This is a genomic window from Klebsiella terrigena, assembly GCF_006539725.1.
In the GTDB taxonomy this organism is placed as follows: Bacteria; Pseudomonadota; Gammaproteobacteria; order Enterobacterales; family Enterobacteriaceae; genus Klebsiella; species Klebsiella terrigena.
On record NZ_BJNO01000002.1, the window covers coordinates 179,165 to 203,203 of the forward strand.

A 24,039-nucleotide genomic window follows, 5' to 3' on the forward strand; every position below is an offset into this window, starting at 1 on the left:
GGTTGCGTAGGAATATCTACTATGTTGCAACTTTGTGCAACCTTGTTAATCGCAACTTGTGGGTCAGACTGAAAAATGGGTTTGTTGTTAAATTTAATAATGGGATTAGCGGTAATTTAACCTTTATTTAAAGGCGTATTTACCTGCGTTAGTTAACAGTTTTACAAGGTGCAACCAATAAAAACGTGAGGAAGTGCAACCTATAACAAAATGAGGTTTGGTCATCGGCGGAATTAGTGTAAATGCTGTGTTAAATCGTTTGTGAAAAACCGCAGCTTCCGTCAGGATACGGTCGCCCAATACAACCATTGTGCCATTACCCCGTTCCGGTAGTGGAATAAAACGACAAATCTGGACGCTGTCGACAAAAAATCTGGAGATTTGCATGGCTATTAGCACCCCGATGTTGGTGACTTTTACTATTTATATATTTGGCATGGTACTGATCGGGTTTATTGCCTGGCGTTCGACGAAGAACTTCGATGATTATATTCTCGGTGGCCGTAGCCTCGGTCCCTTCGTGACCGCGCTGTCCGCTGGAGCCTCGGATATGAGCGGCTGGCTGCTGATGGGGCTGCCGGGAGCCATATTTCTTTCCGGTATTTCCGAGAGCTGGATTGCCATCGGCCTGACGCTGGGGGCGTGGGTTAACTGGAAGCTGGTAGCCGGTCGCCTGCGCGTTCATACCGAGGTGAATAATAACGCGCTGACCCTGCCGGACTATTTCACCGGCCGCTTTGAAGATAAAAGCCGGGTGCTGCGTATTATCTCCGCGCTGGTTATTTTACTGTTCTTCACTATTTATTGTGCCTCCGGCATCGTTGCCGGTGCGCGTCTGTTTGAAAGCACCTTTGGCATGAGCTACGAAACGGCGCTGTGGGCCGGTGCTGCCGCGACGATTATTTATACCTTCGTCGGCGGATTCCTCGCGGTAAGCTGGACCGATACCGTGCAGGCCAGCCTGATGATTTTCGCGCTGATCCTGACGCCGGTGATGGTGATTATTTCCGTTGGCGGCTTCGGCGATTCGCTGGAGGTGATTAAGCAAAAGAGCATTGAAAACGTCGATATGCTGAAGGGGCTTAATTTCGTCGCCATTATCTCGCTGATGGGCTGGGGGCTGGGCTACTTTGGTCAACCGCATATTCTGGCTCGCTTTATGGCGGCGGACTCCCATCACAGTATCGTCCACGCTCGCCGTATCAGCATGACCTGGATGATCTTCTGCCTGGCGGGCGCCGTGGCGGTTGGCTTCTTCGGCATCGCGTGGTTTAACAACAACCCGGCGCTGGCCGGGGCGGTAAATCAGAACTCCGAGCGCGTGTTTATTGAACTGGCGCAAATCCTGTTTAACCCGTGGATTGCCGGTATCCTGCTGTCGGCGATTCTGGCGGCGGTGATGTCAACCCTGAGCTGCCAGCTGCTGGTCTGTTCCAGCGCGATCACCGAGGATTTGTATAAGGCATTCCTGCGCAAGAACGCCGGGCAGAAAGAGCTGGTGTGGGTGGGTCGGATGATGGTGCTGGTGGTGGCGCTGATTGCTATCGCGCTGGCGGCCAATCCGGACAACCGCGTGCTGGGCCTGGTGAGCTACGCGTGGGCGGGCTTCGGTGCGGCCTTCGGTCCGGTGGTGCTGTTCTCCGTTATGTGGTCACGCATGACCCGCAACGGCGCGCTGGCCGGTATGGTTATCGGCGCGCTGACCGTTATCGTCTGGAAACAGTTTGGCTGGCTTGGCCTGTACGAAATCATCCCTGGCTTCATCTTTGGCAGCCTCGGGATTGTGGTCTTCAGCCTGCTGAGCAAAGCGCCTTCGGCATCCATGCAGCAGCGTTTTGCCGAGGCCGACGCCCACTATCACTCCGCGCCGCCGGTCCGCGCGACCGCAGAGTAAGCATAGGCTTTCTGCTAAAGCCCGCCTCAGGCGGGCTTTTTTGTCTCCGCGGTTCGCCGCAGCCGGACCGAGACCGACGGGAACCCTCTTGCTAATTCTCTGAAAATACGCTGATATCTGAGCACAAATAACAATGAGGATAGCAATATGAGTTTCAGACAGGGTGCAATGGCGCTGGTGCTGGCAGGGCTGCTTGGCGGCTGCGTGGCACCAGCCAAAACGACCGTTTCAGCGCCGGCTGCCGGCGCCTGCCCGGCGGACAATTCCATGGAGCAGACCACGCTGTACTTTGGCCTCAGCCGTCCGGCGGGTAAAGATATCACCCCCGCGGAGTGGCAGCAGTTTGTTGACCGCGACGTCACCCCGCGCTTTCGCGACGGCCTGACGGTATTTGATGCCCGGGGCCAGTGGCTGGGTAACGACGGGAGCGTGGCGCGCGAGCAGAGCAAGGCGCTGATGCTGATCCACGGGAAAGATGCGAAGAGCGAAGAGGGGATTGAGGCGCTGCGCACGATCTATAAGTCGCGCTTCGCCCAGGAGTCGGTGATGCGCGTCGATCGCCAGGTTTGCGTTCATTTCTAAATAAGCGTTATTGCTGAATAAGGCTTATTGCTTAAGAAAAGGCGGGGCGATGCCCCGCCTTAATTGCGGCGATATTCGCGGCGCAAGCTCGCGCTTACAGCACCAGACCGGCGAAGCTGGCGGAGAGCAGGCTGACCAGCGTCGCGCCGTAGACCAGGCGCAGGCCGAAGCGGGAAACAATGTTGCCCTGCGGCTCGTTAAGCCCCTTAATGGCGCCGGCGATAATGCCAATCGAGGCAAAGTTAGCAAAAGAGACCAGGAAGACCGACAGAATGCCCAGCCCGCGCGGCGTCATGCCGGCGGCAATTTTCTGCAGCTCGATCATCGCGACAAACTCGTTGGCCACCAGCTTGGTCGCCATAATACTCCCGGCGTTCAGCGCATCGCTGAGCGGAATACCGATCAGCCACGCCAGCGGGTAAAAGACGTAGCCCAGAATCTGCTGGAAGCTGAGGCCAAATACGGTAGCGAAGAGGGCGTTAACGGCGCTGATTAAGGCAATAAAGCCCATCAGCATTGCCAGAATAATCATCGCAACCTTGAAGCCAGCCAGAATATATTCGCCCAGCATTTCAAAGAAGCTCTGCGACTCATGCAGCTTCTCCAGCTTAATCTCTTCTTCGCTGCCCGGTCGCGTCGGGTTAATAATGGACAGCACAATAAAGGTGCTGAACATATTGAGGATCAGCGCCGCGACGACGTATTTCGCGTCCAGCATGCTCATATAGGCGCCAACAATCGACAGCGACACCGTCGACATCGCGGTGGCGGCCATGGTGAACAGCCGGCGAGAGGAGAGATCTCCGAGCACGCCCTTATAGGCAATGAAGTTTTCCGACTGTCCGAGGATCAGCGAGCTGACGGCGTTAAAGGACTCGAGCTTGCCCATGCCGTTGACCTTTGACAGCAGAGTGCCGATGACGCGAATAAAAATGGGCAGAATGCGCCAGTGCTGGAGAATACCAATCAGCGCGGAGATAAAGACAATCGGGCACAGCACGCCGAGGAAAATAAAGGCCAGGCCTTTTTCACTCATGCCGCCAAATACAAAGTTGGTGCCCTCAGCGGCAAAGCCGAGTAATGAGGTGAAAAAGCCGGAGATATTTTTAACTATCCACAGGCCGCTTTCGGCGTGAAGAAAAAAGAAAGCCAGGGCAATTTCAATAACAATTAACTGGATAATATAGCGAAAGCGGATTTTTTGTCGGTCATAGCTGGCAAGCCAGGCAAGGCCAAGGATAACCACCAGCGCCAGCAGGAAGTGTAAAAACTGAGTCATATTATTCTTTTCGCAGATAAATAAGGCCGCTATTTAGCCACAGCCGCTACGCCCGGTAAATATCTGCTGCGAAAAAACCGTCGATCCTGTTCATCGCCGCTGGCACAGGCGAATACTTGCCTAAGTAATTATTTTCCAGCGATTAATTTACACCTCGTCATCATTCTCTACACATTTCACTTGTGTTTCTGATTATTGTAATGATAATCACTATCAGAAATATTTACCTATCTTTGCATCCGTTGACTGCGGCTCACATTTAAGGATGTCTGCATGTTTGTTCCATTTCTCATCATGTTACGTGAAGGCCTGGAGGCCGCGCTGATTGTCAGCCTGATCGCCAGCTATCTGAAACGCACTCAGCGTGGAAACTGGATTGGCGTAATGTGGATTGGGGTCTTCCTCGCGGCGGCGCTGTGCCTCGGCCTGGGGATCTTTATCAACGAAACAACCGGTGAATTTCCGCAGCGTGAACAGGAGCTGTTTGAGGGCATCGTGGCGCTGGTCGCGGTCTTTATCCTGACCTGGATGGTGTTCTGGATGCGCAAGGTGTCGCGCAACGTGAAGCAGCAGCTGGAGCAGGCGGTGGATAACGCCCTGCAGCGCGGTAACAACCACGGCTGGGCGCTGGTGATGATGGTCTTTTTTGCCGTCGCGCGCGAAGGGCTGGAGTCGGTATTTTTCCTGCTGGCGGCGTTCCAGCAGGATGTCGGTATCTGGCCGCCGCTGGGCGCGATACTTGGCCTCGCCACCGCAGTCGTCCTCGGTTTCCTGCTGTACTGGGGCGGCATCCGTCTTAACCTCGGCGCGTTCTTCAAGTGGACCAGCCTGTTCATCCTGCTGGTCGCCGCGGGCCTTGCCGCCGGCGCCATTCGCGCCTTTCACGAGGCCGGGCTGTGGAACCACTTCCAGGACGTGGCGTTCGATCTGAGCGGCGTGCTGTCGACGCACAGCCTGTTCGGTACGCTGCTTGAAGGCATCTTTGGCTATCAGGAAGCGCCGACCGTCAGCGAAGTGGCGGTGTACTTTATCTATTTGATTCCGGCGCTGGTGCTGTTTGCGCTGCCGCCGCGTAGCAATCCAGCAGCCTCGCGTACCGCTCCGCTTAAGTAGGGCGCCGCAGGATATATCGTTACAACATACTTACCGAAAGGGATGATCATAATGACTCATTTTCGCCGTAATGCGCTGCAGCTTGCCGTCGCAGCGTTGTTCAGCTCCGCCTTTTGCGTCCAGGCTGCGGATATTCCGCAGGTAAAAGTGACCGTTAATGACAAGCAGTGTGAACCGATGAACGTGACCGTGAAAGCGGGTAAAACGCAGTTCATCATTCAGAACCACAGTCAGAAGGCGCTGGAGTGGGAGATCCTTAAAGGCGTGATGGTCGTGGAAGAGCGCGAAAACATTGCGCCGGGCTTTACGCAAAAGCTGACGGCTAACCTGCAGCCGGGCGAATACGATATGACCTGCGGCCTGCTGACTAACCCGAAAGGGAAGCTGATTGTCACCGGTGCGGCCACCCAAGACGCGGCGAAAGCCGACGCGCTGCTGAGCCTCGGCGAAGCGATTACCGCCTATAAAGCCTACGTCACGGCACAAACAGCCCAGCTGGTTAGCGGCACGAAGGCCTTCACCGACGCGGTGAAAGCGGGCGATATCGAAAAAGCGAAAGCGCTGTATGCCCCGACGCGTCAGCACTACGAGCGCATCGAACCGATCGCCGAGCTGTTCTCCGATCTTGACGGCAGCATTGATGCCCGTGAAGACGACTACGAGAAGAAGGCGGAAGATCCGAAATTCACCGGCTTCCACCGTCTGGAAAAAGCCCTGTTTGGCGACAACAGCACCAAGGGCATGGAGAGCTACGCCGACCGTCTGAACAGCGACGTGCTGGAGCTGCAAAAGCGCATCAGCGAGCTGGCGTTCCCGCCGTCTAAAGTGGTGGGTGGCGCGGCGGGCCTGATTGAAGAAGTGGCCGCCAGCAAAATCAGTGGCGAAGAAGATCGCTACAGCCACACCGACCTGTGGGATTTCCAGGCCAACGTTGACGGCGCGCAGAAAATTGTCGACCTGCTGCGTCCGCAGCTGCAAAAAGAGAACGCCGCGCTGCTGGCGAAAGTTGACGCTAACTTCAAGAAAGTTGACGCGATCCTCGCGAAATACCGCACCAAAGACGGCTATGAGACCTATGACAAGCTGACCGATGCGGATCGTAACGCGCTGAAAGGCCCGATCACCACCCTGGCGGAAGATCTGGCTCAGCTGCGCGGGATCCTGGGTCTGGACTAAAGCGATGGCAGAACAGAAGCAATTCGACGTGAATGAACCTTCACGTCGGCGGTTACTAAAAGGGATCGGCGCGCTAGGCGGCGCGCTGGCTATCACCGGCGGCTGTCCGGTTGCGCATGCGGCCAAAAGCACCAGCTCGCCGGGCACGCTGTCGCCCAACGCGCGTATGGAGGAGCAGCCCTTTTATGGCCTGCACCAGGCGGGGATCCTCACCCCGCAGCAAACCGCGATGATGCTGGTGGCCTTCGACGTGCTGGCCAGCGATAAGGCCGACCTCGAGCGGCTGTTTCGTCTGCTGACCCAGCGTATTGCCTTCCTCACCAAGGGCGGGCCGGCGCCGGACACGCCGAATCCGCGCCTGCCGCCGATGGACTCGGGCATTCTCGGGCCGTGGATCGCCCCGGATAACCTGACGATGACCGTTTCGGTCGGCCATTCGCTGTTTGACGCGCGCTACGGGTTAGCGAGTCACGCGCCGAAGAAGCTGCAGAAGATGACGCGCTTTCCCAACGATTCGCTGGATGCCGCGCTCTGTCACGGCGATCTGCTGCTACAGATTTGCGCCAACACCCAGGATACGGTGATCCACGCGCTGCGCGATGTGATTAAGCATACTCCGGATCTGCTGAGCGTCCGCTGGAAGCGCGAGGGCTTTATCTCCGATAGCGCCGCGCGGAGCAAAGGCAAGGAGACGCCGGTTAACCTGCTGGGCTTTAAGGACGGTACGGCGAACCCGGTCAGCACCGACGGCGCGCTGATGGACGAGGTAGTTTGGGTTACCGCCGGGCAGGGAGAACCGGCGTGGGCGACGGGCGGCAGCTACCAGGCGGCGCGTATTATCCAGTTCCACGTTGAGTTCTGGGATCGTACGCCGCTGAAAGAGCAGCAGACTATTTTCGGTCGCGACAAGCACAGCGGCGCGCCGCTGGGAATGCAGCACGAGCACGACGTGCCGGATTACGCAAAGGATCCCGATGGCGATATTATCGCCCTCGATAGCCACATCCGGCTGGCTAACCCGCGTACGCCGCAGACCCAGTCGAGCCTGATGATGCGCCGCGGCTACAGCTATTCGCTGGGGGTGACCAACTCCGGGCAGCTGGATATGGGGCTGCTGTTTGTCTGCTATCAGCACGATCTGGAAAAAGGTTTCCTGACGGTGCAAAAGCGTCTCAACGGCGAAGCGCTGGAGGAGTACGTCAAGCCGATCGGCGGCGGCTACTTCTTTGCGCTGCCGGGCGTCAAGGATAGCCAGCACTACCTGGCGCAGTCCCTGCTTGAAGCCTGACGTTCCTGCCCGCAAGGGCAGGGCGTTTTCTGCTGTTTTTCCATTCTTTTTTTGTATTTCCTGCCTTGTGTTATTTTTCTGTAATCTAATTGTCGGAAACTCTCCAGAGCTGCAATGAAAATTATTTGTTGTCTGTATGTGAAAAATAAGTTGCATTAAGAATTATTTTTGATGTACTTATTACAGACGCGGTAGTTCCCGGCAGTGATGTCGTTTCACTATGGAGATCGCGAATGCCCGATTGCTGTAACGGAAAATGTAAAACTTCTTACCGTACTCATCAGCACGGGGGCCACACTTCCGGCCGCGATTCCCACACCCCAAATATTTCTCCAGTCACTACAGACCATCCTAACCCAGACCGGGTGAGCGGTGCGCGTAGCCGTGACCCGTTGTCAATTCGACAGGCAAGCAATGGCTTACAAGGAAGCCAAACCTCAATCGTTCGTGCGCATAATCGCGTCGATATTGACGCGTGTGATGTAAACCAACAACGCAAGGTGCTATCCATGGGAAGACAAAAAGCAGTGACCAAAGCTCGTCGTGAGGCCAAACGTGTGCTGAGACAGGATTCGCGCAGCCATAAGCAGCGCGAAGAAGAATCGGTCACATCGCTTGTGCAAATGAGTGGCGTAGAAGCCATTGGCATGGCGCGGGACAGCCGCGATTTATCGCCGATTGAAGCGCGCAATGACGCTCAGGTGCATTATTTGAATGCCATCGACAATAAACAGCTGATCTTTGCCACCGGTGAAGCCGGGTGCGGGAAGACCTGGATTAGCGCGGCAAAAGCAGCTGAAGCCCTGATCCATAAGGATGTGGACAGAATTATTGTTACCCGTCCCGTTCTGCAAGCCGATGAAGACCTCGGCTTCTTACCGGGAGATATCGCCGAGAAATTCGCCCCCTATTTCCGCCCCGTTTATGACGTGCTGGTGAGAAGGCTGGGCGCTTCCTTTATGCAATACTGCCTGCGGCCGGAAATCGGCAAGGTGGAAATCGCGCCGTTCGCCTATATGCGCGGACGTACATTTGAAAATGCGGTTGTGATTCTGGACGAGGCTCAGAACGTGACCGCTGCGCAAATGAAAATGTTTTTGACCCGCCTCGGGGAGAACGTGACGGTTATCGTCAACGGCGACATTACCCAGTGTGATTTACCCTCTGGCGTAAGGTCTGGCCTGGTCGATGCGCTGGCGCGTTTTGAAGAAGACGAGATGGTTGGTATTGTCCGCTTTACGACCGACGACTGCGTCCGCTCGATGCTCTGCCAGCGAGCGCTGAAAGCCTACTACTAGCGGTTATATTTAGTGCAAAGCCCGGGGAAACCCGGGCTTTGTTTTTTCTGCGCGGAGCCTATCCCGACGCGGTGCGTGGCTTAGCCAATCGCCCCCAGCGCATCTTCGCTGCCCTGATTTTTCGGCAGCAGGTACAGGGTGGCGAAAATGTCCAGCAGATAGAGCAGGGCCAGCAGGGTGATCGCCGCGGTAAACGACCAGTGGCTGACGAACAGGCCAATCACCAGCGGGCCAAATCCGCCGACGCCGCGCCCCAGATTAAACAGCACGTTCTGCGCGGTGGCGCGCACTTTCAGCGGGTAGGTATCGGAGATAAGCGCCCCGTAGCCGCCGATCATCCCGTTGACGAACATCCCCATCAGCGCTCCGGTAAACAGCATGACGACAGGGTCGCGCAGCTGGGCGTAGATAATGACCATCACCACGGCGCCGACCTGGTATATAAGGAAGATTTTCCAGCGCGGGAAGCGATCCGCCAGCACGCCAAACAGCCAGATGCCGAAGGTCATCCCCACCACAGTGACCGCCGTCCACAGTCCGGATTTGGTCAGCGAAAAGCCAAAGCTGGAGGAGAGATAGCTGGGCATCCAGATCATCAGGCCGTAGTAGCCAAAATTCTGCACCGAACACAGGATCAGAATGCCGATACTGGCCTTCGAGGTGGCTCTGTCGGCAAACAGCATCTTGATCCGCGCCGTGAACGACATCTCCTCAGCGACGCGGCTATCTTTGGTAAACGCCTCGGGTTCGCCCATGCCGCGGCGGATGGCAAATGAGACCAGCGCCGGCAGCAGGCCGACCAGAAACATCCCGCGCCAGCCGATGATGTCCAGCAGGAGCGGGGTGATAAAGGCGGCAAGCAGGACTCCTAGCTGCCAGCCGATGCCGACCCATGCCGAGGCCCGGTTGCGCTTATGGGCGGGCCAGACTTCGGCAATCAGCGCCATGCCGATACCGAATTCGCCGCCGAGGCCCATGCCCGCCAGGGTGCGATAGGCCAGCAGATCCCAATAGCCCTGGGCGACCGCACAAAGACCGGTAAAAACGGAGAACATCAAAATTGTGAAGGTCAGGACGCGAATGCGCCCCAGGCGATCGCTGAGATGACCAAACAAAATCCCGCCCAGCACCGCGCCAATGAGCGTCCAGGTGACGAGAGAACCCGCCTGAGAGGTGCTAAGCGCCAGAGAAGCGCTGATTGCCGGCAGCATGAAGCCGAGGATTAGCAGGTCGAAACCATCCATTGCGTAGCCGCTGATCGCCGCGACCATGGCTTTAGCCGGCGTCACGCCGCGTTTGTTTTGTGGGGAAGAGAAGGTCATGTCCAGGCCTTAGGATGAAATTGTGCGCCAAGTATAGATTTGTCAGCGATCGTAATCTACTGCAAAGAGGGGCCCAGGGTGGGGAGGCGCGAGCAAAGCCGGAGCATCGTCAGATGCCCCGCCGTATCGATAAACGAGACGAAATAGTGATGAATAGCGGGCGTCGCCCCATGGAGAGGAAACCAGGGCTTTGTTATTTCCGTTTACAGCAGGTTTTGTAATGAGGGTGCGGCCATCGTGGCTTCAAAAGGGATGATATCGGCCCTGGCAACGCCTGATTGCTGGAACGGATCCTGGCTGAGCGTGGCGCGCAGCGTTTCCATATCATCGCCCCTGGCGAGGATCACGCCGCCAGAACGGGGCATTTTACGACCCGAGGCCAGAAACAAGCCGTCGGCATACCCCTTTTTAAGCCACTCCACGTGCGCGGGAAGCAGGGCGTCAACGTCATCCAGCGGTTTAACGTAAGTCAGAACCACAACGGCAATCGTGCTCATTTTTATATCCATGTTGTTGTTGGGTATATAAAAGTAGCATAGGGGGACCAGGGGCGGTAGCCGGATGAGCGCTGTTTCGTTTCGGGGCGCTCCCTGTGAATGGGGGAGGCAACAGGCGAAAAAAAAGCCCGTACTTGCGTACGAGCTCTTCTTCAAATATGGCGGTGAGAGAGGGGTTCGAACCCTCGATACGTTGCCGTATACACACTTTCCAGGCGTGCTCCTTCAGCCACTCGGACACCTCACCATATTGTTTCGCTGCACACCTTGGGTGGGCAACGGGGCGGTACTATAGGGAGTTGCGCTAAAACGGTCAAGCAGTATTTATTCTTTCCTTACCGTTCGCTCAAGCAATGAACACCGCCCCGGCAAAAAAGGCCGGGGCGGTGGCTTTAACGCTGTGAATCAAGCTGTTCGCCGTTCTTCACCACGTCCTGTGCTTTGGCGTAGCTCTCAATCAGCAGCTGATAGGCCGGGAACACTTTAGTATAAACCTCGGCCCACTCGGCGGCGTCAGGACGGTTCCAGGTCCGCTGCAGCTCGGACGCCACCGCGGCGGTATCCATCGGAATGACGCCGGCCTGAACGACGCGAGCCAGCGTTATCTCCTGCGCCATCTTGCTGTAGGTGCCTGAAGCGTCGATAACCGCGAAGACCTTATAGCCATCGGCGACGGCCGCAATAGACGGAAACGCCATGCACACGCTGGTAATGGTGCCCGCGATAATCAGCGTTTTGCGCCCGGTGGCCTTCACTGCCGCCACGAAATCCGGGTTATCCCAGGCGTTAATTTCACCCTTGCGCGCAATATAGCGAGCATGCGGCGCATTCTCATGGATCTCAGGGATCAGCGGACCATTAGGCCCCTGCGGTACCGAGGCGGTGGTGATGACCGGGATCCCCGCAAGGGAGGCCATCTTCGCCAACGCGGCGGCCCGGGCGCGCAGTTCCGGCATGGGCATATCGCCAACGGTCTGGAACAGGCCGCTCTGATGGTCAATCAGCAGCATGGCGCTGTCGTTTACGTCAATCACCGGGCGAGCCCCGTTAAAATTAGCTGGAGTAGACATTTTTTGTACCTCTGTAGCGTCAGATTTGGCCAAAGCGGCCGCTATTAAAATCGCGCACCGCTTCGGCGATTTGCGTTTTGCTGTTCATGACAAATGGGCCATAGCCGACGATAGGCTCACCCAGCGGTTCGCCGGCCAGCAGCAGGACTTTGGCATCAGCGGTAGCGCTCAGGTGCAGCGTTTCACCCTGCTGACTCAACACCACCAGCTGCCCTTCGCGCGCATTTTCAGCGCCGTTAACGCTGATTTCACCTTCAAGAACAACCAGCGCGGTGCTCCAGCCGGCAGGCTGGCGTAACGAGACGTCGTGGCCCTGCGTCAGCTGCATATCCCAGACGTTCAGCGGCGAGAAGGTGCGCGCCGGGCCGGAAACGTCGGCGTAATCACCGGCGATGACCCGAACGTGGCCTGCGTTATCCGGCAGCGCGACGCGGGGAATGAGGTCAGCGGTGATGCTCTGGTAGCCGGGCGCGGCCATTTTGTCTTTGGCCGGCAGGTTGACCCACAGCTGGATCATCTTCAGCTCGCCGCCGGTACGGGTAAATTCCGCCGAGTGGAACTCTTCGTGCAGGATCCCGGCGCCCGCCGTCATCCACTGCACATCGCCGGGGCCAATCACGCCGCCTTTGCCGGTCGAGTCGCGGTGCTCAACTTCACCTGAATACACGACGGTTACGGTTTCAAACCCGCGATGCGGATGCTCGCCAACGCCGTGTTTGCCGCTTCCCGCCGGGAAGCTATGCGGCCCGGCGTAATCCAGCAGCAGGAAGGGGCTCAGCTGCTCGCCGTGGGTTTGATAAGAAAACAGCGAGCGTACCGGGAAACCGTTACCGACCCAGTGCTGGGATGGCGCGGTATAGACGCCTGTAATCTGTTTCATTGTTCTCTCCTGTGCGGTTGTTTCGATGTCGATAAGCTTAGATGCGCGGCTAATATCCCGGTAGATAGCAAAAATGACCTATACTGTTCTAAAAATGGAACGATGGGGGAAGGATGCAGGATCTCAACGACTTAGCCTGGTTTGTCCAGGTGGTGGATCATGGCGGATTCGCCGCTGCGGGTCGGGCGCTCGATCAGCCTAAATCGAAGCTCAGCCGCCGCATTGCCCAGCTGGAAGAGCGGCTCGGCGTGCGCTTGATTCATCGCACCACAAGGCAGTTCGCGGTAACCGAAGTTGGGCAGACGTTTTATCAGCACTGCAAAGCGATGCTGATCGAGGCCGAGGCGGCGCAGCAGGCGGTGGATACCCTGCGTTCTGAGCCGCGCGGCAGCGTGAAGCTCACCTGTCCGGTTACCCTCCTGCATGTGCATATTGGCCCGATGCTGGCGCGCTTTATGCAGCGCTATCCGGGGGTGAACGTGCATCTGGAGGCAACCAACCGACGGGTTGATGTGGTCGGTGAGGGGGTTGACGTGGCTATTCGCGTGCGCCCGCGGCCCTTCGATGATAGCGATCTGGTGATGCGGGTGCTGGCCGATCGCGGGCACCGGCTGTTTGCCAGCCCCGCGCTGGTGGCGCGCATGGGGCAGCCGCAGGCGCCGTCTGAACTCAGCGAGTGGCCGGGACTGAGCCTGGCCACCGGCAAACATCAGCATAAATGGCAGCTGAGCGGTCCGCAGGGCGCTCGCGCGGAGGTCTATTTTACGCCGCGAATGGTGACCACCGACATGCTGGCGCTGTGCGAAGCGGCGGTCGCCGGCATTGGCGTTGTTCAGCTGCCGCTATTAATGGCGCGCGATCGGCTGGCGGCGGGTGAGCTGGTGGTGGTACTTGACGAGTGGCAGCCGCGCCGGGAGGTGATTCATGCGGTCTTTGCCTCACGTCGCGGGCTATTGCCGTCGGTGCGCGCGCTGGTGGATTTCCTCAGCGAAGAGTATCAGCGGATGGAGGAGGATTAGCTCCGGGGCGTGGGTTTCTCTCTCATAGTGATGGGCATGTCCGGCGAGGATAACCGACTCTTTGCCTGCGCCACCGTTGCGGTGAGGCTTAAGGTCGGTACGTTATCGGTCATCGGCAGAGCGCCGTTCAGGCTGCACAACGGACGAAAAAAAAGCCCGTACTTGCGTACGAGCTCTTCTTCAAATATGGCGGTGAGGGAGGGGTTCGAACCCTCGATACGTTGCCGTATACACACTTTCCAGGCGTGCTCCTTCAGCCACTCGGACACCTCACCATATTGTCGTTCCCGTTGTCGCTGGGAACGGGCGCTAATTTAGGGAAATACGTATCTCTCGTCAATCAACTTTTTAAAAAAAGCGCGCGTTTAGCCAAACTTCGCGCAACCTGCTGGCGAAACGCACGACAATCGTTTTTTTTGTCGCCACTCTCTTTTTCCCGCCGGCCTGGCGAAATTTGCTATGCTGGCAAACCAATAGAAAACAACAAGTAAAATACGACGCTAACGCAAACCTGCTTAAGACATTAGCTATCAGGAGTCACAATGGAGATTATCTTTTACCACCCGACGTTTGATATCCCGTACTGGATTGCCGAGCTGGAAAAACAGCTCCCCGGTGCGCGCGTACGTGAGTGGAAGCCTGGCGACGATCGGCCCGCCGACTATGCGCTGGTCTGGCACCCGCCGGTGGAAATGCTCCAGGGCCGCGACCTAAAGGCCGTCTTTGCGCTCGGCGCGGGGGTGGACTCGATCCTCAGCAAGCTGCGCGAATATCCGCAGATGCTGCCGCTATCGATTCCGCTGTTCCGCCTGGAAGATACCGGTATGGGGCTGCAGATGCAGGAGTATGCGGTCAGCCAGGTGCTGCACTGGTTCCGCCGGTTTGACGATTATCAGGCGCTGAAGCAGCAGGCGCGCTGGCAGCCGCTCGATGAATATCGGCGCGAAGATTTTACCATCGGCATCATGGGGGCCGGCGTGCTTGGCGCGAAGGTTGCGCAAGGGCTGCAGGCATGGGGCTTTCCGCTACGTAGCTGGAGCCGCAGCCGCAAGGCGTGGCCGCAGGTGCAAAGCTTTGCCGGGGCGGACGAGCTGAATGAATTCCTGCGCGAAACCCGGGTCCTGATCAACCTGCTGCCCAACACGGCGGAGACGGTCGGCATTATTAATCAGCAGCTACTGGCGCAGCTTCCGGACGGCAGCTATGTTCTCAACCTGGCGCGCGGCGTCCATGTCGTTGAAGACGATCTGCTGGCGGCGCTGGAAAGCGGTAAACTTAAAGGCGCCATGCTTGATGTCTTTAGCCGCGAGCCGCTCCCGGCAGCAAGCCCGCTGTGGGCGCATCCGCGAGTGGCAATGACGCCGCATATCGCCGCGGTGACGCGGCCGCAGGAAGCGATTACCTATATAGCCGGTACGATTAGCCAGCTCGAGCGAGGGGAAACGGTCGGCGGGCAGGTCGATCGCCAGCGCGGTTATTAAAAGAGAACCCCGCTGCGGCGGGGTTTTGCTAATCATACGTCCTGATTCCTGCTATTCTTGCCACAAACAGAGAAGGAGATTGTGATGTATCCTGTTGACCTGCACATGCATACCGTCGCCAGTACCCACGCCTACAGCACCCTGCACGATTACATTGCCGAAGCAAAGCGTAAAGGGATCAAACTCTTTGCGATCACTGACCATGGCCCGGATATGGCCGATGCGCCGCACTACTGGCACTTCGTCAATATGCGCATCTGGCCGCGGCTGGTGGACGGCGTTGGCATTCTGCGCGGTATTGAAGCCAATATTAAAAATATCCACGGTGAAATTGACTGCTCCGGTCCGATGCTCACCTCCCTGGACCTGTTCATTGCGGGCTTCCATGAGCCGGTCTTTCCACCGCAGGACAAAGCAACCCATACCGAGGCGATGATCGCCGCGATGGCGAGCGGGGCGGTGCACATTATCAGCCACCCGGGCAACCCTAAATATCCGGTTGATATCCCGGCCGTCGCCGAAGCGGCGGCAAAATACCAGGTGGCGCTGGAAATCAACAACTCCTCTTTTATCTCTTCACGCGTAGGCAGTGAAGATAACTGCCGGGCCATCGCCGCCGCGGTGCGTGATGCCGGAGGCTGGGTGGCCCTTGGCTCTGATTCGCATACTGCCTTTACGCTGGGCGAATTCAGGGAGTGCCGCAAGATCCTCGATGAGGTGAATTTCCCCGAGGAGAGGATCCTTAACGTTTCTCCGCGCCGGCTGCTGAACTTCCTTGAATCTCGCGGGATGCCGGCGATCGCTGAGTTTGCCGATCTTTAATTTGTCTAACTGGAATAAATGAATGAACGAGTTTTCAATCCTCTGCCGCGTGCTGGGCTCCCTGTACTATCGTCAGCCACAGGACCCGCTGCTGGTGCCGCTGTTTACCCTTATTCGTGAAGGCAAGCTGGCGGCAAGCTGGCCGCTGGAGCAGGATGAGCAGCTGGAGCGCCTGCAAAAAAGCTGCGACGTGCAGCCGCTGGCCGCCGATTACAACGCGCTGTTTGTCGGCGAAGAGTGCGGCGTCCCGCCGTACCGTAGCGCCTGGGTTGAGGGCGCTACGGAGGCCGAAGTTCGTGGCTTTCTGAGCGAGCACGGGATCCCAACAGGAGAGGGGCGAGCCGACCATATTGGTTCCCTGCTGCTGGCCGCTTCGTGGCTTGAGGATCATGCGACGGAGGATGAAAGCGAGACCCTGGAAACGCTGTTTGCCGACTATATTCTGCCGTGGTGCGGGATCTTCCTCGGCAAGGTCGAAGCCCATGCGGTGACGCCTTTCTGGCGGACAATGGCGCCGCTGACGCGCGAGGCGCTCTCCGCCATGTGGGACGAGCTGCAGGAAGAGAACGAAGAGTAAATGTGATTAATATCACAATTCAAATGCAACAAAGAGAATGCCATTTCAGATAGTGTGCTCAGGATCGCATTTGGAGGGTGCGTATCTGCTATGATACGCGCCATGAACATACTTCTCGCAATTGCAATAACGACGGGCATTCTCTCCGGGATCTGGGGATGGGTGGCGGTCGCGCTCGGCCTGCTGAGCTGGGCGGGCTTTCTCGGCTGTACGGCCTATTTTGCCTGCCCGCAGGGCGGCCTGAAAGGGCTGCTGATCTCTACATGTACGGTGATGAGCGGCGTGATATGGGCCCAGGCGATCGTCTACGGCAGCGCGCTGGCACCGCATCTGGAGCTCCTCGGCTATATGATAACCGGCATCGTGGCGTTTCTGATGTGCATTCAGGCGCGTCAGGTACTGCTCTCCTTCGTGCCCGGAACCTTTATCGGCGCCTGCGCAACCTTTGCCGGCGGCGGCGACTGGCGACTGATTGTGCCTTCTCTGGCGCTGGGGCTGGTTTTTGGCTACGCGATGAAAAACAGCGGACTCTGGCTGGCGGCGCGGGCGGAAAAGAGTAAATCGTTGGCCCACGAAACCCCCGACGAAGCCTAAGCGGCGCTGTCCCACACCTAAAACAGGACCTCAGGTCCTGTTTTGCTTTTCTGTACATCACTTTCCCTGCTTGCGCAGCGCTCCTTTGCGCCACGGCGAGCGTAACACACCCCCGCACTGTACTCTCGAAGCCGTTTTATTCGATGGCTAATCATATTGTTACGCCCTGGTCCAGGCGAAAAATTGAACGGATTGCCGGTCGGTAGCCCGCAAAAGGGAGCCTGCGCGAGGAAAACAGCAAGCCAGTGCAATTAAAGTATATTAATCCGCAACATACCCTTGCTATTCTGGCAACCGAATATCGCGCATTGCCGGGCCTCGGGCTTTCGTCCTCGGGGCCGTCATGCGATATTACCGCTAAGCTTTACTTAAGACGTTTGCCGACAGGAGGCGAAATGGCTGTTAAACCTGAGGTTATTCTCGGAGACATCACGACGCTGGCCGTCGATGTTATCGTCAACGCTGCTAACCCTTCACTGCTCGGCGGCGGCGGGGTTGATGGCGCTATTCATCGGGCCGCCGGGCCGGAGCTGCTGGCCGCGTGCAAAATAGTGCGTCAGCAGCAGGGCGAGTGCGCTCCCGGTCATGCGGTGATCACCACCGCCGGCCAGCTCCCGGCCAGCGCGGTTATTCACGCCGTTGGGCCGGTCTGGCACGGCGGCGATCGCCAGGAGGCTGAACTGCTGGCCGATGCCTATAAAAACAGCCTGCAGCTGGCGGCGGCGAATAGCTACCGCTCTATTGCCTTCCCGGCAATCAGTACCGGCGTGTACGGCTACCCTAAGCAGGCTGCGGCGGAGATCGCCGTGCGGACGGTGAACGCCTTTCTCACGCGCTACAATCCGCTGGAACGCGTCTGCTTTGTCTGTTTTGATGCCGAAACGGCTGAGATTTATCACCGCCTGCTGCAGGCACAATAAGCGCAGCGCAGCCGACGCTGCTGGCCAGGCAGGCGTCAGTAATTATCAATGAAGGAGATCCGTTGGTGGCTGAGGGAAAGGTAGCGCAAAAGCAGCTCGTTCGTCGGGCGGAGATTGTTTCTGCTGCACAAGCATGTTTTGCCGCAAAAGGGCTCCACGGCGCATCCGTTGCCGATATTGCCCGCGAGGCCGGGCTTAGCGTAGGGCAGCTGTACCGCATATTTGCCAGCAAAGAGGAGATTATCGAGGCGATAGTCAGCGAAATTGTTCACGCCAGGGTGGAGGAGATGATTCGCGGCAATCACGACCTCGAGCGGATGGCATTGATGCTGGCTGGCGTCATACCGCCGTCGGCCGCCACGATAACCGACAGCTATCTGCTGATGGAGATTAACGCCGAAGCCTCGAGAAACCCGCGCCTGCGCGAAATTTTACAGCAGGCCGATCGGCGCCTGAAAGAGGAGGGCGGGCGGCTTACCCGTCACTCTCATCCCGAGATGTCGGCGGCGCAGATCGATGCCGCCACTGAACTGATTGCGATATTAACCGAGGGCGCGGCGTATCGTCGCGAGCTGACCACCGCAGCGGAGGCCAATAAGCCGGCGATGGCCGCGATCTATCGCGACCTGTTCCAGCTTCTGTTTGACAAAAAATAATCTTCGCTAGCCTGCTCCGGGGCCGCGTGCCTGGCGCAGCCCCGCCGCGGCTATCCGTTGGCCGAAACCTGCGGCTTCGGCGTTTTAGTCTGGAATTTTCCCGAAAAGAGGAAGCGCAGCAGCGGGATCCGCAGATGAATTTCGTAGAGGATCACCGCAATCCCCACCACAAAAATCAGCCCGGCAATAAAGCCTAAGGTGTTTGATTGGATAGCCGGAGCAATCCATGCGCCGTACAGCAGGGTGAGCGGGTGGTGCACCAGATAGATAAACAGCGAGGCATTGACAAAATATGTCACCCGCGCCGACTGGAAGTTCAGCAGGCGGTGCCCAAGGGAAAACACCACGTTAACCATCCACAGTCCGAGCACCATGGTAATGACGTACTCGGTTTCAAACATCCACGCGTCCCCGGAGCCGTACTGCTGGTTCAGGCGGTAGGCGATAAAGCCCAGCAGCGCCCCGACGTAGCACCACGGCGACGGCCGGGTGAACAGCGCTTTCAGGCGCGGGTTGATAAAGGTCTGCGCGCCGAGAATGAAGAACGGCAGGTAGAACAGGGTCTGCATGACGATAAAATTAAACAGGCCGTTGCTGAGAATCGGCGGGTAGAGAATAAACAGCGTGCGGCGAATCAGCGCGTAGAGCACGCCGAGCGCGAGAAAAATCATCGACAGCTGAGACAATGTGACGGTGTCACCAAGGCTCGGGCCGCCTTCCGTGCGGCGCCCGGTGAGCCATTTGAACAGCACCACCCCGAGGGTGGTGAGAACGACCAGCACCAGTAAAAACCACAGATGCGAGATCAGTTCCCAGGCGAGGGTGTTGAATTTGTCGTACCCTGAGAGCGCGTGCCAGCTATCGGCTTTGCCGTTGACGTACTGCAGCATAATAAACTGCGGCAGGGTCAGCAGCGGAATGGCGGTTAACAGGGGGATGCCCACGCGCTCAACCCGCACTTTCCACCATTTTTTTAGCGGATAGCGAAGAAAAAGCATGTAGGAGAAGTAGCCGGAGATGACGAAAAAAACCTGCATGCGAAATGCATGAATAAAATCGTTGAACAGCGTCAGCCACCACGAAGGTTCGGCGCTATTAACATGCCAGCTGTGGCTGGAATAGATAAGCGATATGTGAAAAGGTATCCCCAGCAACATTAACCATGCGCGGATGCTATCGAAGAAATATTCACGTTCTACTGGCGCATTATTCATACAGTTTCACTACATTCTCAGACAATTCGTCTTATCACTCAAGGTGATAACGTTTAAATTCTCAGCAACCCTACATCAACTCTGGATACCTGTCTCCAGGATAAGCACGCAAAGTGCAAAAGTGACAGAGAACTGTCCATTACCTGTACTGCTAAGCTGAACAATGCAGGGATTATGTTGTCGGATTGCCTGAATTTCCATTAAAATAGATCGGATCGATTTAAGCACACAAAGGGGGAAGTGCTTACTTATATGAAACATAAACCACAGATGATGAAAATGCGCTGGTTAAGCGCAGCCGTAATGTTGTCCCTGTGTACTTCATCTGCATGGGCGTTTAGCATTGATGACGTTGCAAAAGAGGCAAAATCGTTAGCCGGGAAGGGCTATGAAGCGCCGAAGAGCAACCTGCCCTCCGTTTTCCGTGACATGAAATACGCGGACTACCAGCAAATCCAGTTTAACCACGATAAAGCATACTGGAACAACCAGAAGACCCCGTTCAAACTTGAATTTTATCATCAGGGCATGTACTTCGACACGCCGGTCACTATCAACGAAGTGACTGCAAGTAGCGTGCATAAGATCAAATATAACCCGGACTATTTCAATTTTGGCAGCGTCCAGCATGACAAAGACACGGTCAAAGACCTTGGCTTTGCCGGGTTTAAAGTGCTGTACCCGATCAACAGCAAAGATAAGAATGACGAAATTGTCAGCATGCTCGGAGCCAGCTATTTCCGCGTACTGGGCCAGGGCCAGGTTTACGGGCTCTCCGCTCGCGGCCTTGCTATCGATACCGCGCTGCCTTCAGGCGAAGAGTTCCCGCGTTTTCGCGAGTTCTGGATCGAGCGCCCAAAAGCGACCGACAAGCGTCTGACGATTTATGCTCTGCTCGATTCCCCGCGCGCAACCGGAGCGTATCGTTTTGTCATTATGCCGGGTCGCGATACCGTGGTTGACGTGCAGTCCAAGGTTTATCTGCGTGACAAGGTCGGTAAGCTGGGCGTTGCACCGCTGACCAGCATGTTCCTGTTTGGGCCGAATCAGCCCTCTCCGGCGACAAACTACCGTCCGGCGCTGCACGACTCTAACGGTCTCTCTATTCTCGCCGGCAACGGGGAGTGGATCTGGCGTCCGCTGAACAATCCGAAGCATCTGGCCGTCAGCAGCTACGCGATGGAAAATCCGCAAGGGTTTGGCCTGCTGCAGCGCGGACGTCAGTTCTCTCGCTTTGAAGATCTCGACGACCGCTACGATCTGCGCCCGAGCGCATGGATCACGCCGAAAGGTGACTGGGGTAAAGGTAAAATCGAACTGGTTGAGATTCCAACCAACGATGAAACTAACGATAACATCGTGACCTACTGGACGCCGGATCAGCTGCCGGAGCCGGGTAAAGAGATGAACTTCAAATACTCTATTACCTTCAGCCGCGATGAAGACAAGCTGCACGCGCCGGATAACGCCTACGTGATGCAGACCCGTCGTTCCACCGGCGATGTGAAGCAGTCGAACCTGATTCGTCAGCCGGACGGTACTATCGCCTTCATCGTTGATTTCACCGGCGCTGAGATGAAAAAACTGCCGTCAGATACGCCGGTAACGGCGCAGGCGAGCATTGGCGATAACGCGGAGATCGTGGAGAACGCGGTGCGTTACAACCCGATCACCAAGGGCTGGCGTATGATTCTGCGCGTGAAAGTGAAAGATCCGAAGAAAACCACGGAAATGCGCGCTGCGCTGGTCAATGCCGACCAGACGCTGAGTGAAACCTGGAGCTATCAGCTGCCTGCTAATGAATAACATAACCAAGTACATTGACGCCTTACCGCTGTCGGGTGCAGAGAAGTCTGCACTTCCTGATACCAGCCTGAAGGCGGTACATGAAGCGCTGGACGCCGATCGTCACGATTTTCCCCGCGAAGACGATTCCCCTCTCGGGTCGGTGAAAGCGCGGCTGGAGCATAGCTGGCCGGACGCGCTGGCGGGCGATCAGCTCATCAAAGATGATGAAGGTCGCACCCAGCTGCACGCCATGCCGAAGGCGAAGCGCTCCTCTATGTTCCCGGATCCGTGGCGGACCAACCCGGTCGGCCGCTTCTGGGATCGGCTGCGTGGACGCGATGTCACCCCGCGCTATCTTTCTCGTCTGACCAAAGAAGAGCAGGAAAACGAACAGAAATGGCGCACCGCCGGTACCATCCGTCGCTACACGTTGCTGCTGCTAACGCTGGCGCAGACCGTCGTTGCGACCTGGTACATGAAAACCATTCTGCCGTATCAGGGCTGGGCGTTAATCAACCCCGCCGACATGGTAGGGCAGAACCTGTGGGTTTCATTTATGCAGCTGCTGCCGTATATGCTGCAAACCGGCATTCTGATCCTCTTTGCGGTCCTCTTCTGCTGGGTATCAGCGGGGTTCTGGACGGCGCTGATGGGCTTCCTGCAGCTGCTGATGGGGCGCGATAAGTACAGTATTTCCGCCTCCACCGTCGGCGACGAGCCGCTGAATCCGGCGCATCGGACGGCGCTTATCATGCCTATCTGTAACGAGGACGTCGATCGCGTATTCGCCGGTCTGCGCGCCACCTGGGAATCGGTGAAGGCGACGGGCCAGCAGCAGCACTTCGACGTTTACATCCTCAGCGACAGCTACAACCCGGATATCTGCGTAGCGGAGCAAAAGGCGTGGATGGAGCTGATTGCTGAAGTCCAGGGGGAAGGGCAGATTTTCTATCGCCGTCGTCGTCGTCGCGTGAAGCGTAAAAGCGGCAACATCGATGACTTCTGCCGTCGCTGGGGCAGCCAGTATAGCTACATGGTGGTGCTGGACGCCGACTCGGTGATGTCCGGCGAGTGCCTGACCGGTCTGGTGCGCCTGATGGAAGCGAACCCGAATGCCGGGATCATCCAGTCCTCGCCGCGCGCCTCCGGAATGGACACCCTCTACGCCCGTTGCCAGCAGTTCGCGACCCGCGTATACGGCCCGCTGTTTACCGCCGGTTTGCACTTCTGGCAGCTTGGTGAGTCGCACTACTGGGGTCATAACGCCATTATCCGCGTAAAACCGTTCATTGAGCACTGCGCGCTGGCGCCGCTGCCGGGTGAAGGCTCTTTCGCCGGATCGATTCTGTCGCACGACTTCGTGGAAGCCGCGCTAATGCGTCGCGCCGGCTGGGGCGTGTGGATTGCCTATGACCTGCCGGGCTCCTATGAGGAGCTGCCGCCGAACCTGCTGGATGAACTGAAGCGTGACCGTCGCTGGTGCCACGGTAACCTGATGAACTTCCGCCTGTTCCTGGTTAAAGGTATGCACCCGGTACACCGGGCGGTGTTCCTGACCGGCGTCATGTCCTATCTCTCCGCGCCGCTGTGGTTTATGTTCCTCGCCCTGTCGACCGCTCTGCAGGTAGTGCACGCGCTCACCGAGCCGCAGTACTTCCTGCAGCCGCGTCAGCTGTTCCCGGTCTGGCCGCAGTGGCGTCCGGAGCTGGCGATAGCCCTGTTTGCCTCAACCATGGTGCTGCTGTTCCTGCCGAAGCTGCTGAGCATCATTCTGGTGTGGTGCAAAGGGTCGAAAGAGTACGGCGGGTTTATCCGCGTGACCCTCTCTCTGCTGCTGGAGGTGCTGTTCTCCGTGCTGCTGGCGCCGGTACGTATGCTGTTCCACACCGTATTTGTGGTCAGCGCGTTCCTCGGCTGGGAAGTGGTCTGGAACTCGCCGCAGCGTGATGACGACTCCACCCCGTGGGGCGAAGCGTTTATGCGCCACGGTTCACAGCTGCTGCTGGGCCTGGTTTGGGCCGTCGGCATGGCGTGGCTGGATCTGCGCTTCCTGTTCTGGCTGGCGCCGATCGTCTTCTCGCTGATTCTGTCGCCGTTTGTGTCGGTGATCTCCAGCCGGGCGACCATTGGTCTGCGTACCAAACGCTGGAAGCTGTTCCTGATCCCGGAAGAGTACTCCCCGCCGCAGGTGCTGAAAGATACCGACGCCTACCTGACCCTGAACCGTCAGCGTTCGCTGGATGATGGCTTTATGCACGCCGTGTTTAACCCGTCGTTTAACGCGCTGGCAACGGCAATGGCTACCGCTCGTCACCGCCACGGTCCGATCCTCGATATCGCCCGTGAACGTCACGTTGAGCAGGCGCTGAACGAGACGCCGGATAAACTTAACCGCGACCGTCGTCTGGTGCTGTTAAGCGATCCGGTGACCCTGTCGCGCCTGCACTATCGCGTATGGGCCGCGCCGGAGAAATACTCTTCGTGGGTGGATGCCTATGGCAAACTAGCGCTGAATCCGCTGGCGTTAAAAACGAAGTAAGCCGCACGTTAAGAAAAATACCGGCAATTT

General features: G+C 57.4%; 21 protein-coding genes and 2 tRNA genes. 15 read left to right on the forward strand and 8 right to left on the reverse strand.

Going from position 1 to position 24,039, the window contains the following annotated elements; genetic code table 11:
- The first annotated feature begins 385 nt into the window (after positions 1 to 385).
- Positions 386 to 1,894 (forward strand): sodium/proline symporter PutP, encoded by a 1,509-nt coding sequence (gene putP, locus RTE01_RS03645; protein ID WP_041144923.1) that lies wholly within the window; start codon positions 386 to 388, stop codon positions 1,892 to 1,894.
- A 147-nt stretch (positions 1,895 to 2,041) separates the two neighbouring features.
- Positions 2,042 to 2,476, forward strand: coding sequence for a DUF3574 domain-containing protein (locus RTE01_RS03650; RefSeq protein ID WP_041144924.1), 435 nt, complete (start codon positions 2,042 to 2,044; stop codon positions 2,474 to 2,476).
- Between the two features lie 94 nt (positions 2,477 to 2,570).
- Here the strand turns inward: RTE01_RS03650 and RTE01_RS03655 are convergent, their stop codons facing one another.
- Positions 2,571 to 3,755, reverse strand: a complete 1,185-nt coding sequence (locus tag RTE01_RS03655; RefSeq protein ID WP_041144925.1) for a NupC/NupG family nucleoside CNT transporter — start codon at positions 3,753 to 3,755, stop codon at positions 2,571 to 2,573.
- Between the two features lie 273 nt (positions 3,756 to 4,028).
- Between RTE01_RS03655 and efeU the strand changes: the two genes are divergently transcribed.
- From efeU to phoH, 4 genes are all read left to right on the forward strand, one after another.
- Entirely contained in the window at positions 4,029 to 4,868 is an 840-nt protein-coding gene (gene efeU, locus RTE01_RS03660; RefSeq protein WP_041144926.1) for an iron uptake transporter permease EfeU, read from the forward strand.
- A gap of 48 nt (positions 4,869 to 4,916) precedes the next feature.
- Positions 4,917 to 6,044: an iron uptake system protein EfeO gene (efeO, locus tag RTE01_RS03665; RefSeq protein ID WP_115193989.1), complete on the forward strand. Its 1,128-nt coding sequence runs from the start codon at positions 4,917 to 4,919 to the stop codon at positions 6,042 to 6,044.
- 4 nt (positions 6,045 to 6,048) lie between these two features.
- Positions 6,049 to 7,332 (forward strand): iron uptake transporter deferrochelatase/peroxidase subunit, encoded by a 1,284-nt coding sequence (gene efeB, locus RTE01_RS03670; RefSeq protein WP_134525538.1) that lies wholly within the window; start codon positions 6,049 to 6,051, stop codon positions 7,330 to 7,332.
- A 509-nt stretch (positions 7,333 to 7,841) separates the two neighbouring features.
- Positions 7,842 to 8,630: a phosphate starvation-inducible protein PhoH gene (phoH, locus tag RTE01_RS03675; protein ID WP_041144929.1), complete on the forward strand. Its 789-nt coding sequence runs from the start codon at positions 7,842 to 7,844 to the stop codon at positions 8,628 to 8,630.
- A gap of 80 nt (positions 8,631 to 8,710) precedes the next feature.
- Here the strand turns inward: phoH and RTE01_RS03680 are convergent, their stop codons facing one another.
- From RTE01_RS03680 to RTE01_RS03700, 5 genes are all read right to left on the reverse strand, one after another.
- Complete coding sequence (locus RTE01_RS03680; protein ID WP_041144930.1) at positions 8,711 to 9,952, reverse strand: MFS transporter; 1,242 nt, start codon at positions 9,950 to 9,952, stop codon at positions 8,711 to 8,713.
- 203 nt (positions 9,953 to 10,155) lie between these two features.
- Entirely contained in the window at positions 10,156 to 10,449 is a 294-nt protein-coding gene (locus RTE01_RS03685; protein WP_041144931.1) for a YciI family protein, read from the reverse strand.
- A 159-nt stretch (positions 10,450 to 10,608) separates the two neighbouring features.
- Positions 10,609 to 10,696: transfer RNA gene (locus RTE01_RS03690), tRNA-Ser, on the reverse strand.
- Positions 10,697 to 10,841: 145 nt separating this feature from the next.
- Positions 10,842 to 11,519, reverse strand: coding sequence for an isochorismatase family protein (locus RTE01_RS03695; protein WP_123551205.1), 678 nt, complete (start codon positions 11,517 to 11,519; stop codon positions 10,842 to 10,844).
- A 19-nt stretch (positions 11,520 to 11,538) separates the two neighbouring features.
- On the reverse strand, positions 11,539 to 12,399 hold the full coding sequence (locus RTE01_RS03700; protein WP_141334695.1) for a pirin family protein: 861 nt from the start codon (positions 12,397 to 12,399) through the stop codon (positions 11,539 to 11,541).
- 113 nt (positions 12,400 to 12,512) lie between these two features.
- Between RTE01_RS03700 and RTE01_RS03705 the strand changes: the two genes are divergently transcribed.
- Positions 12,513 to 13,418 (forward strand): LysR family transcriptional regulator, encoded by a 906-nt coding sequence (locus RTE01_RS03705; RefSeq protein ID WP_141334697.1) that lies wholly within the window; start codon positions 12,513 to 12,515, stop codon positions 13,416 to 13,418.
- Between the two features lie 187 nt (positions 13,419 to 13,605).
- On the opposite strand, the gene RTE01_RS03710 is transcribed toward RTE01_RS03705, so the two are convergent.
- Positions 13,606 to 13,693, reverse strand: a tRNA-Ser gene (locus tag RTE01_RS03710).
- A gap of 267 nt (positions 13,694 to 13,960) precedes the next feature.
- On the opposite strand from RTE01_RS03710, the gene ghrA reads away from it, so the two are divergent.
- The 6 genes from ghrA to RTE01_RS03740 all read left to right on the forward strand — a co-directional run bounded on the left by ghrA (position 13,961) and on the right by RTE01_RS03740 (position 18,468).
- Positions 13,961 to 14,899: a glyoxylate/hydroxypyruvate reductase GhrA gene (gene ghrA, locus RTE01_RS03715; RefSeq protein WP_141334699.1), complete on the forward strand. Its 939-nt coding sequence runs from the start codon at positions 13,961 to 13,963 to the stop codon at positions 14,897 to 14,899.
- 84 nt (positions 14,900 to 14,983) lie between these two features.
- Positions 14,984 to 15,721: a phosphatase gene (locus RTE01_RS03720; RefSeq protein WP_041144936.1), complete on the forward strand. Its 738-nt coding sequence runs from the start codon at positions 14,984 to 14,986 to the stop codon at positions 15,719 to 15,721.
- Between the two features lie 22 nt (positions 15,722 to 15,743).
- Positions 15,744 to 16,298: a TorD/DmsD family molecular chaperone gene (locus tag RTE01_RS03725; protein ID WP_041144937.1), complete on the forward strand. Its 555-nt coding sequence runs from the start codon at positions 15,744 to 15,746 to the stop codon at positions 16,296 to 16,298.
- A gap of 102 nt (positions 16,299 to 16,400) precedes the next feature.
- Positions 16,401 to 16,892: a DUF1097 domain-containing protein gene (locus RTE01_RS03730; RefSeq protein WP_141334701.1), complete on the forward strand. Its 492-nt coding sequence runs from the start codon at positions 16,401 to 16,403 to the stop codon at positions 16,890 to 16,892.
- 395 nt (positions 16,893 to 17,287) lie between these two features.
- Positions 17,288 to 17,812, forward strand: coding sequence for an O-acetyl-ADP-ribose deacetylase (gene ymdB / locus RTE01_RS03735; protein WP_041144939.1), 525 nt, complete (start codon positions 17,288 to 17,290; stop codon positions 17,810 to 17,812).
- Positions 17,813 to 17,877: 65 nt separating this feature from the next.
- Positions 17,878 to 18,468: a TetR/AcrR family transcriptional regulator gene (locus RTE01_RS03740; RefSeq protein WP_041147575.1), complete on the forward strand. Its 591-nt coding sequence runs from the start codon at positions 17,878 to 17,880 to the stop codon at positions 18,466 to 18,468.
- Positions 18,469 to 18,518: 50 nt separating this feature from the next.
- On the opposite strand, the gene mdoC is transcribed toward RTE01_RS03740, so the two are convergent.
- The gene (gene mdoC, locus RTE01_RS03745; protein WP_041144940.1) at positions 18,519 to 19,682 is read right to left on the reverse strand and encodes a glucans biosynthesis protein MdoC; all 1,164 of its coding nucleotides are present in this window, start codon (positions 19,680 to 19,682) and stop codon (positions 18,519 to 18,521) included.
- Between the two features lie 252 nt (positions 19,683 to 19,934).
- Between mdoC and mdoG the strand changes: the two genes are divergently transcribed.
- Both mdoG and mdoH read left to right on the forward strand, forming a co-directional pair.
- Positions 19,935 to 21,488 (forward strand): glucans biosynthesis protein MdoG, encoded by a 1,554-nt coding sequence (gene mdoG, locus RTE01_RS03750; protein ID WP_076945190.1) that lies wholly within the window; start codon positions 19,935 to 19,937, stop codon positions 21,486 to 21,488.
- Positions 21,481 to 24,009, forward strand: coding sequence for a glucans biosynthesis glucosyltransferase MdoH (gene mdoH / locus RTE01_RS03755; RefSeq protein ID WP_041144942.1), 2,529 nt, complete (start codon positions 21,481 to 21,483; stop codon positions 24,007 to 24,009). The genes mdoG and mdoH overlap by 8 nt, the downstream gene beginning before the upstream one ends.
- The last annotated feature ends 30 nt before the right edge of the window (positions 24,010 to 24,039 follow it).

Bases quoted from the DNA above. Each gene is read 5' to 3' on its own strand.
- RTE01_RS03730 (WP_141334701.1), top strand. From the start codon at position 16,401: ATGAACATACTTCTCGCAATTGCAATAACGACGGGCATTCTCTCCGGG.
- efeU (WP_041144926.1), top strand. From the start codon at position 4,029: ATGTTTGTTCCATTTCTCATCATGTTACGTGAAGGCCTGGAGGCCGCG.
- phoH (WP_041144929.1), top strand. From the start codon at position 7,842: ATGGGAAGACAAAAAGCAGTGACCAAAGCTCGTCGTGAGGCCAAACGT.
- RTE01_RS03700 (WP_141334695.1), bottom strand. From the start codon at position 12,399: ATGAAACAGATTACAGGCGTCTATACCGCGCCATCCCAGCACTGGGTC.
- mdoC (WP_041144940.1), bottom strand. From the start codon at position 19,682: ATGAATAATGCGCCAGTAGAACGTGAATATTTCTTCGATAGCATCCGC.
- RTE01_RS03725 (WP_041144937.1), top strand. From the start codon at position 15,744: ATGAACGAGTTTTCAATCCTCTGCCGCGTGCTGGGCTCCCTGTACTAT.
- RTE01_RS03695 (WP_123551205.1), bottom strand. From the start codon at position 11,519: ATGTCTACTCCAGCTAATTTTAACGGGGCTCGCCCGGTGATTGACGTA.
- RTE01_RS03705 (WP_141334697.1), top strand. From the start codon at position 12,513: ATGCAGGATCTCAACGACTTAGCCTGGTTTGTCCAGGTGGTGGATCAT.
- RTE01_RS03650 (WP_041144924.1), top strand. From the start codon at position 2,042: ATGAGTTTCAGACAGGGTGCAATGGCGCTGGTGCTGGCAGGGCTGCTT.
- RTE01_RS03680 (WP_041144930.1), bottom strand. From the start codon at position 9,952: ATGACCTTCTCTTCCCCACAAAACAAACGCGGCGTGACGCCGGCTAAA.
- ymdB (WP_041144939.1), top strand. From the start codon at position 17,288: ATGGCTGTTAAACCTGAGGTTATTCTCGGAGACATCACGACGCTGGCC.
- RTE01_RS03720 (WP_041144936.1), top strand. From the start codon at position 14,984: ATGTATCCTGTTGACCTGCACATGCATACCGTCGCCAGTACCCACGCC.
- ghrA (WP_141334699.1), top strand. From the start codon at position 13,961: ATGGAGATTATCTTTTACCACCCGACGTTTGATATCCCGTACTGGATT.
- mdoG (WP_076945190.1), top strand. From the start codon at position 19,935: ATGAAACATAAACCACAGATGATGAAAATGCGCTGGTTAAGCGCAGCC.
- mdoH (WP_041144942.1), top strand. From the start codon at position 21,481: ATGAATAACATAACCAAGTACATTGACGCCTTACCGCTGTCGGGTGCA.
- putP (WP_041144923.1), top strand. From the start codon at position 386: ATGGCTATTAGCACCCCGATGTTGGTGACTTTTACTATTTATATATTT.
- RTE01_RS03685 (WP_041144931.1), bottom strand. From the start codon at position 10,449: ATGAGCACGATTGCCGTTGTGGTTCTGACTTACGTTAAACCGCTGGAT.
- RTE01_RS03655 (WP_041144925.1), bottom strand. From the start codon at position 3,755: ATGACTCAGTTTTTACACTTCCTGCTGGCGCTGGTGGTTATCCTTGGC.
- efeB (WP_134525538.1), top strand. From the start codon at position 6,049: ATGGCAGAACAGAAGCAATTCGACGTGAATGAACCTTCACGTCGGCGG.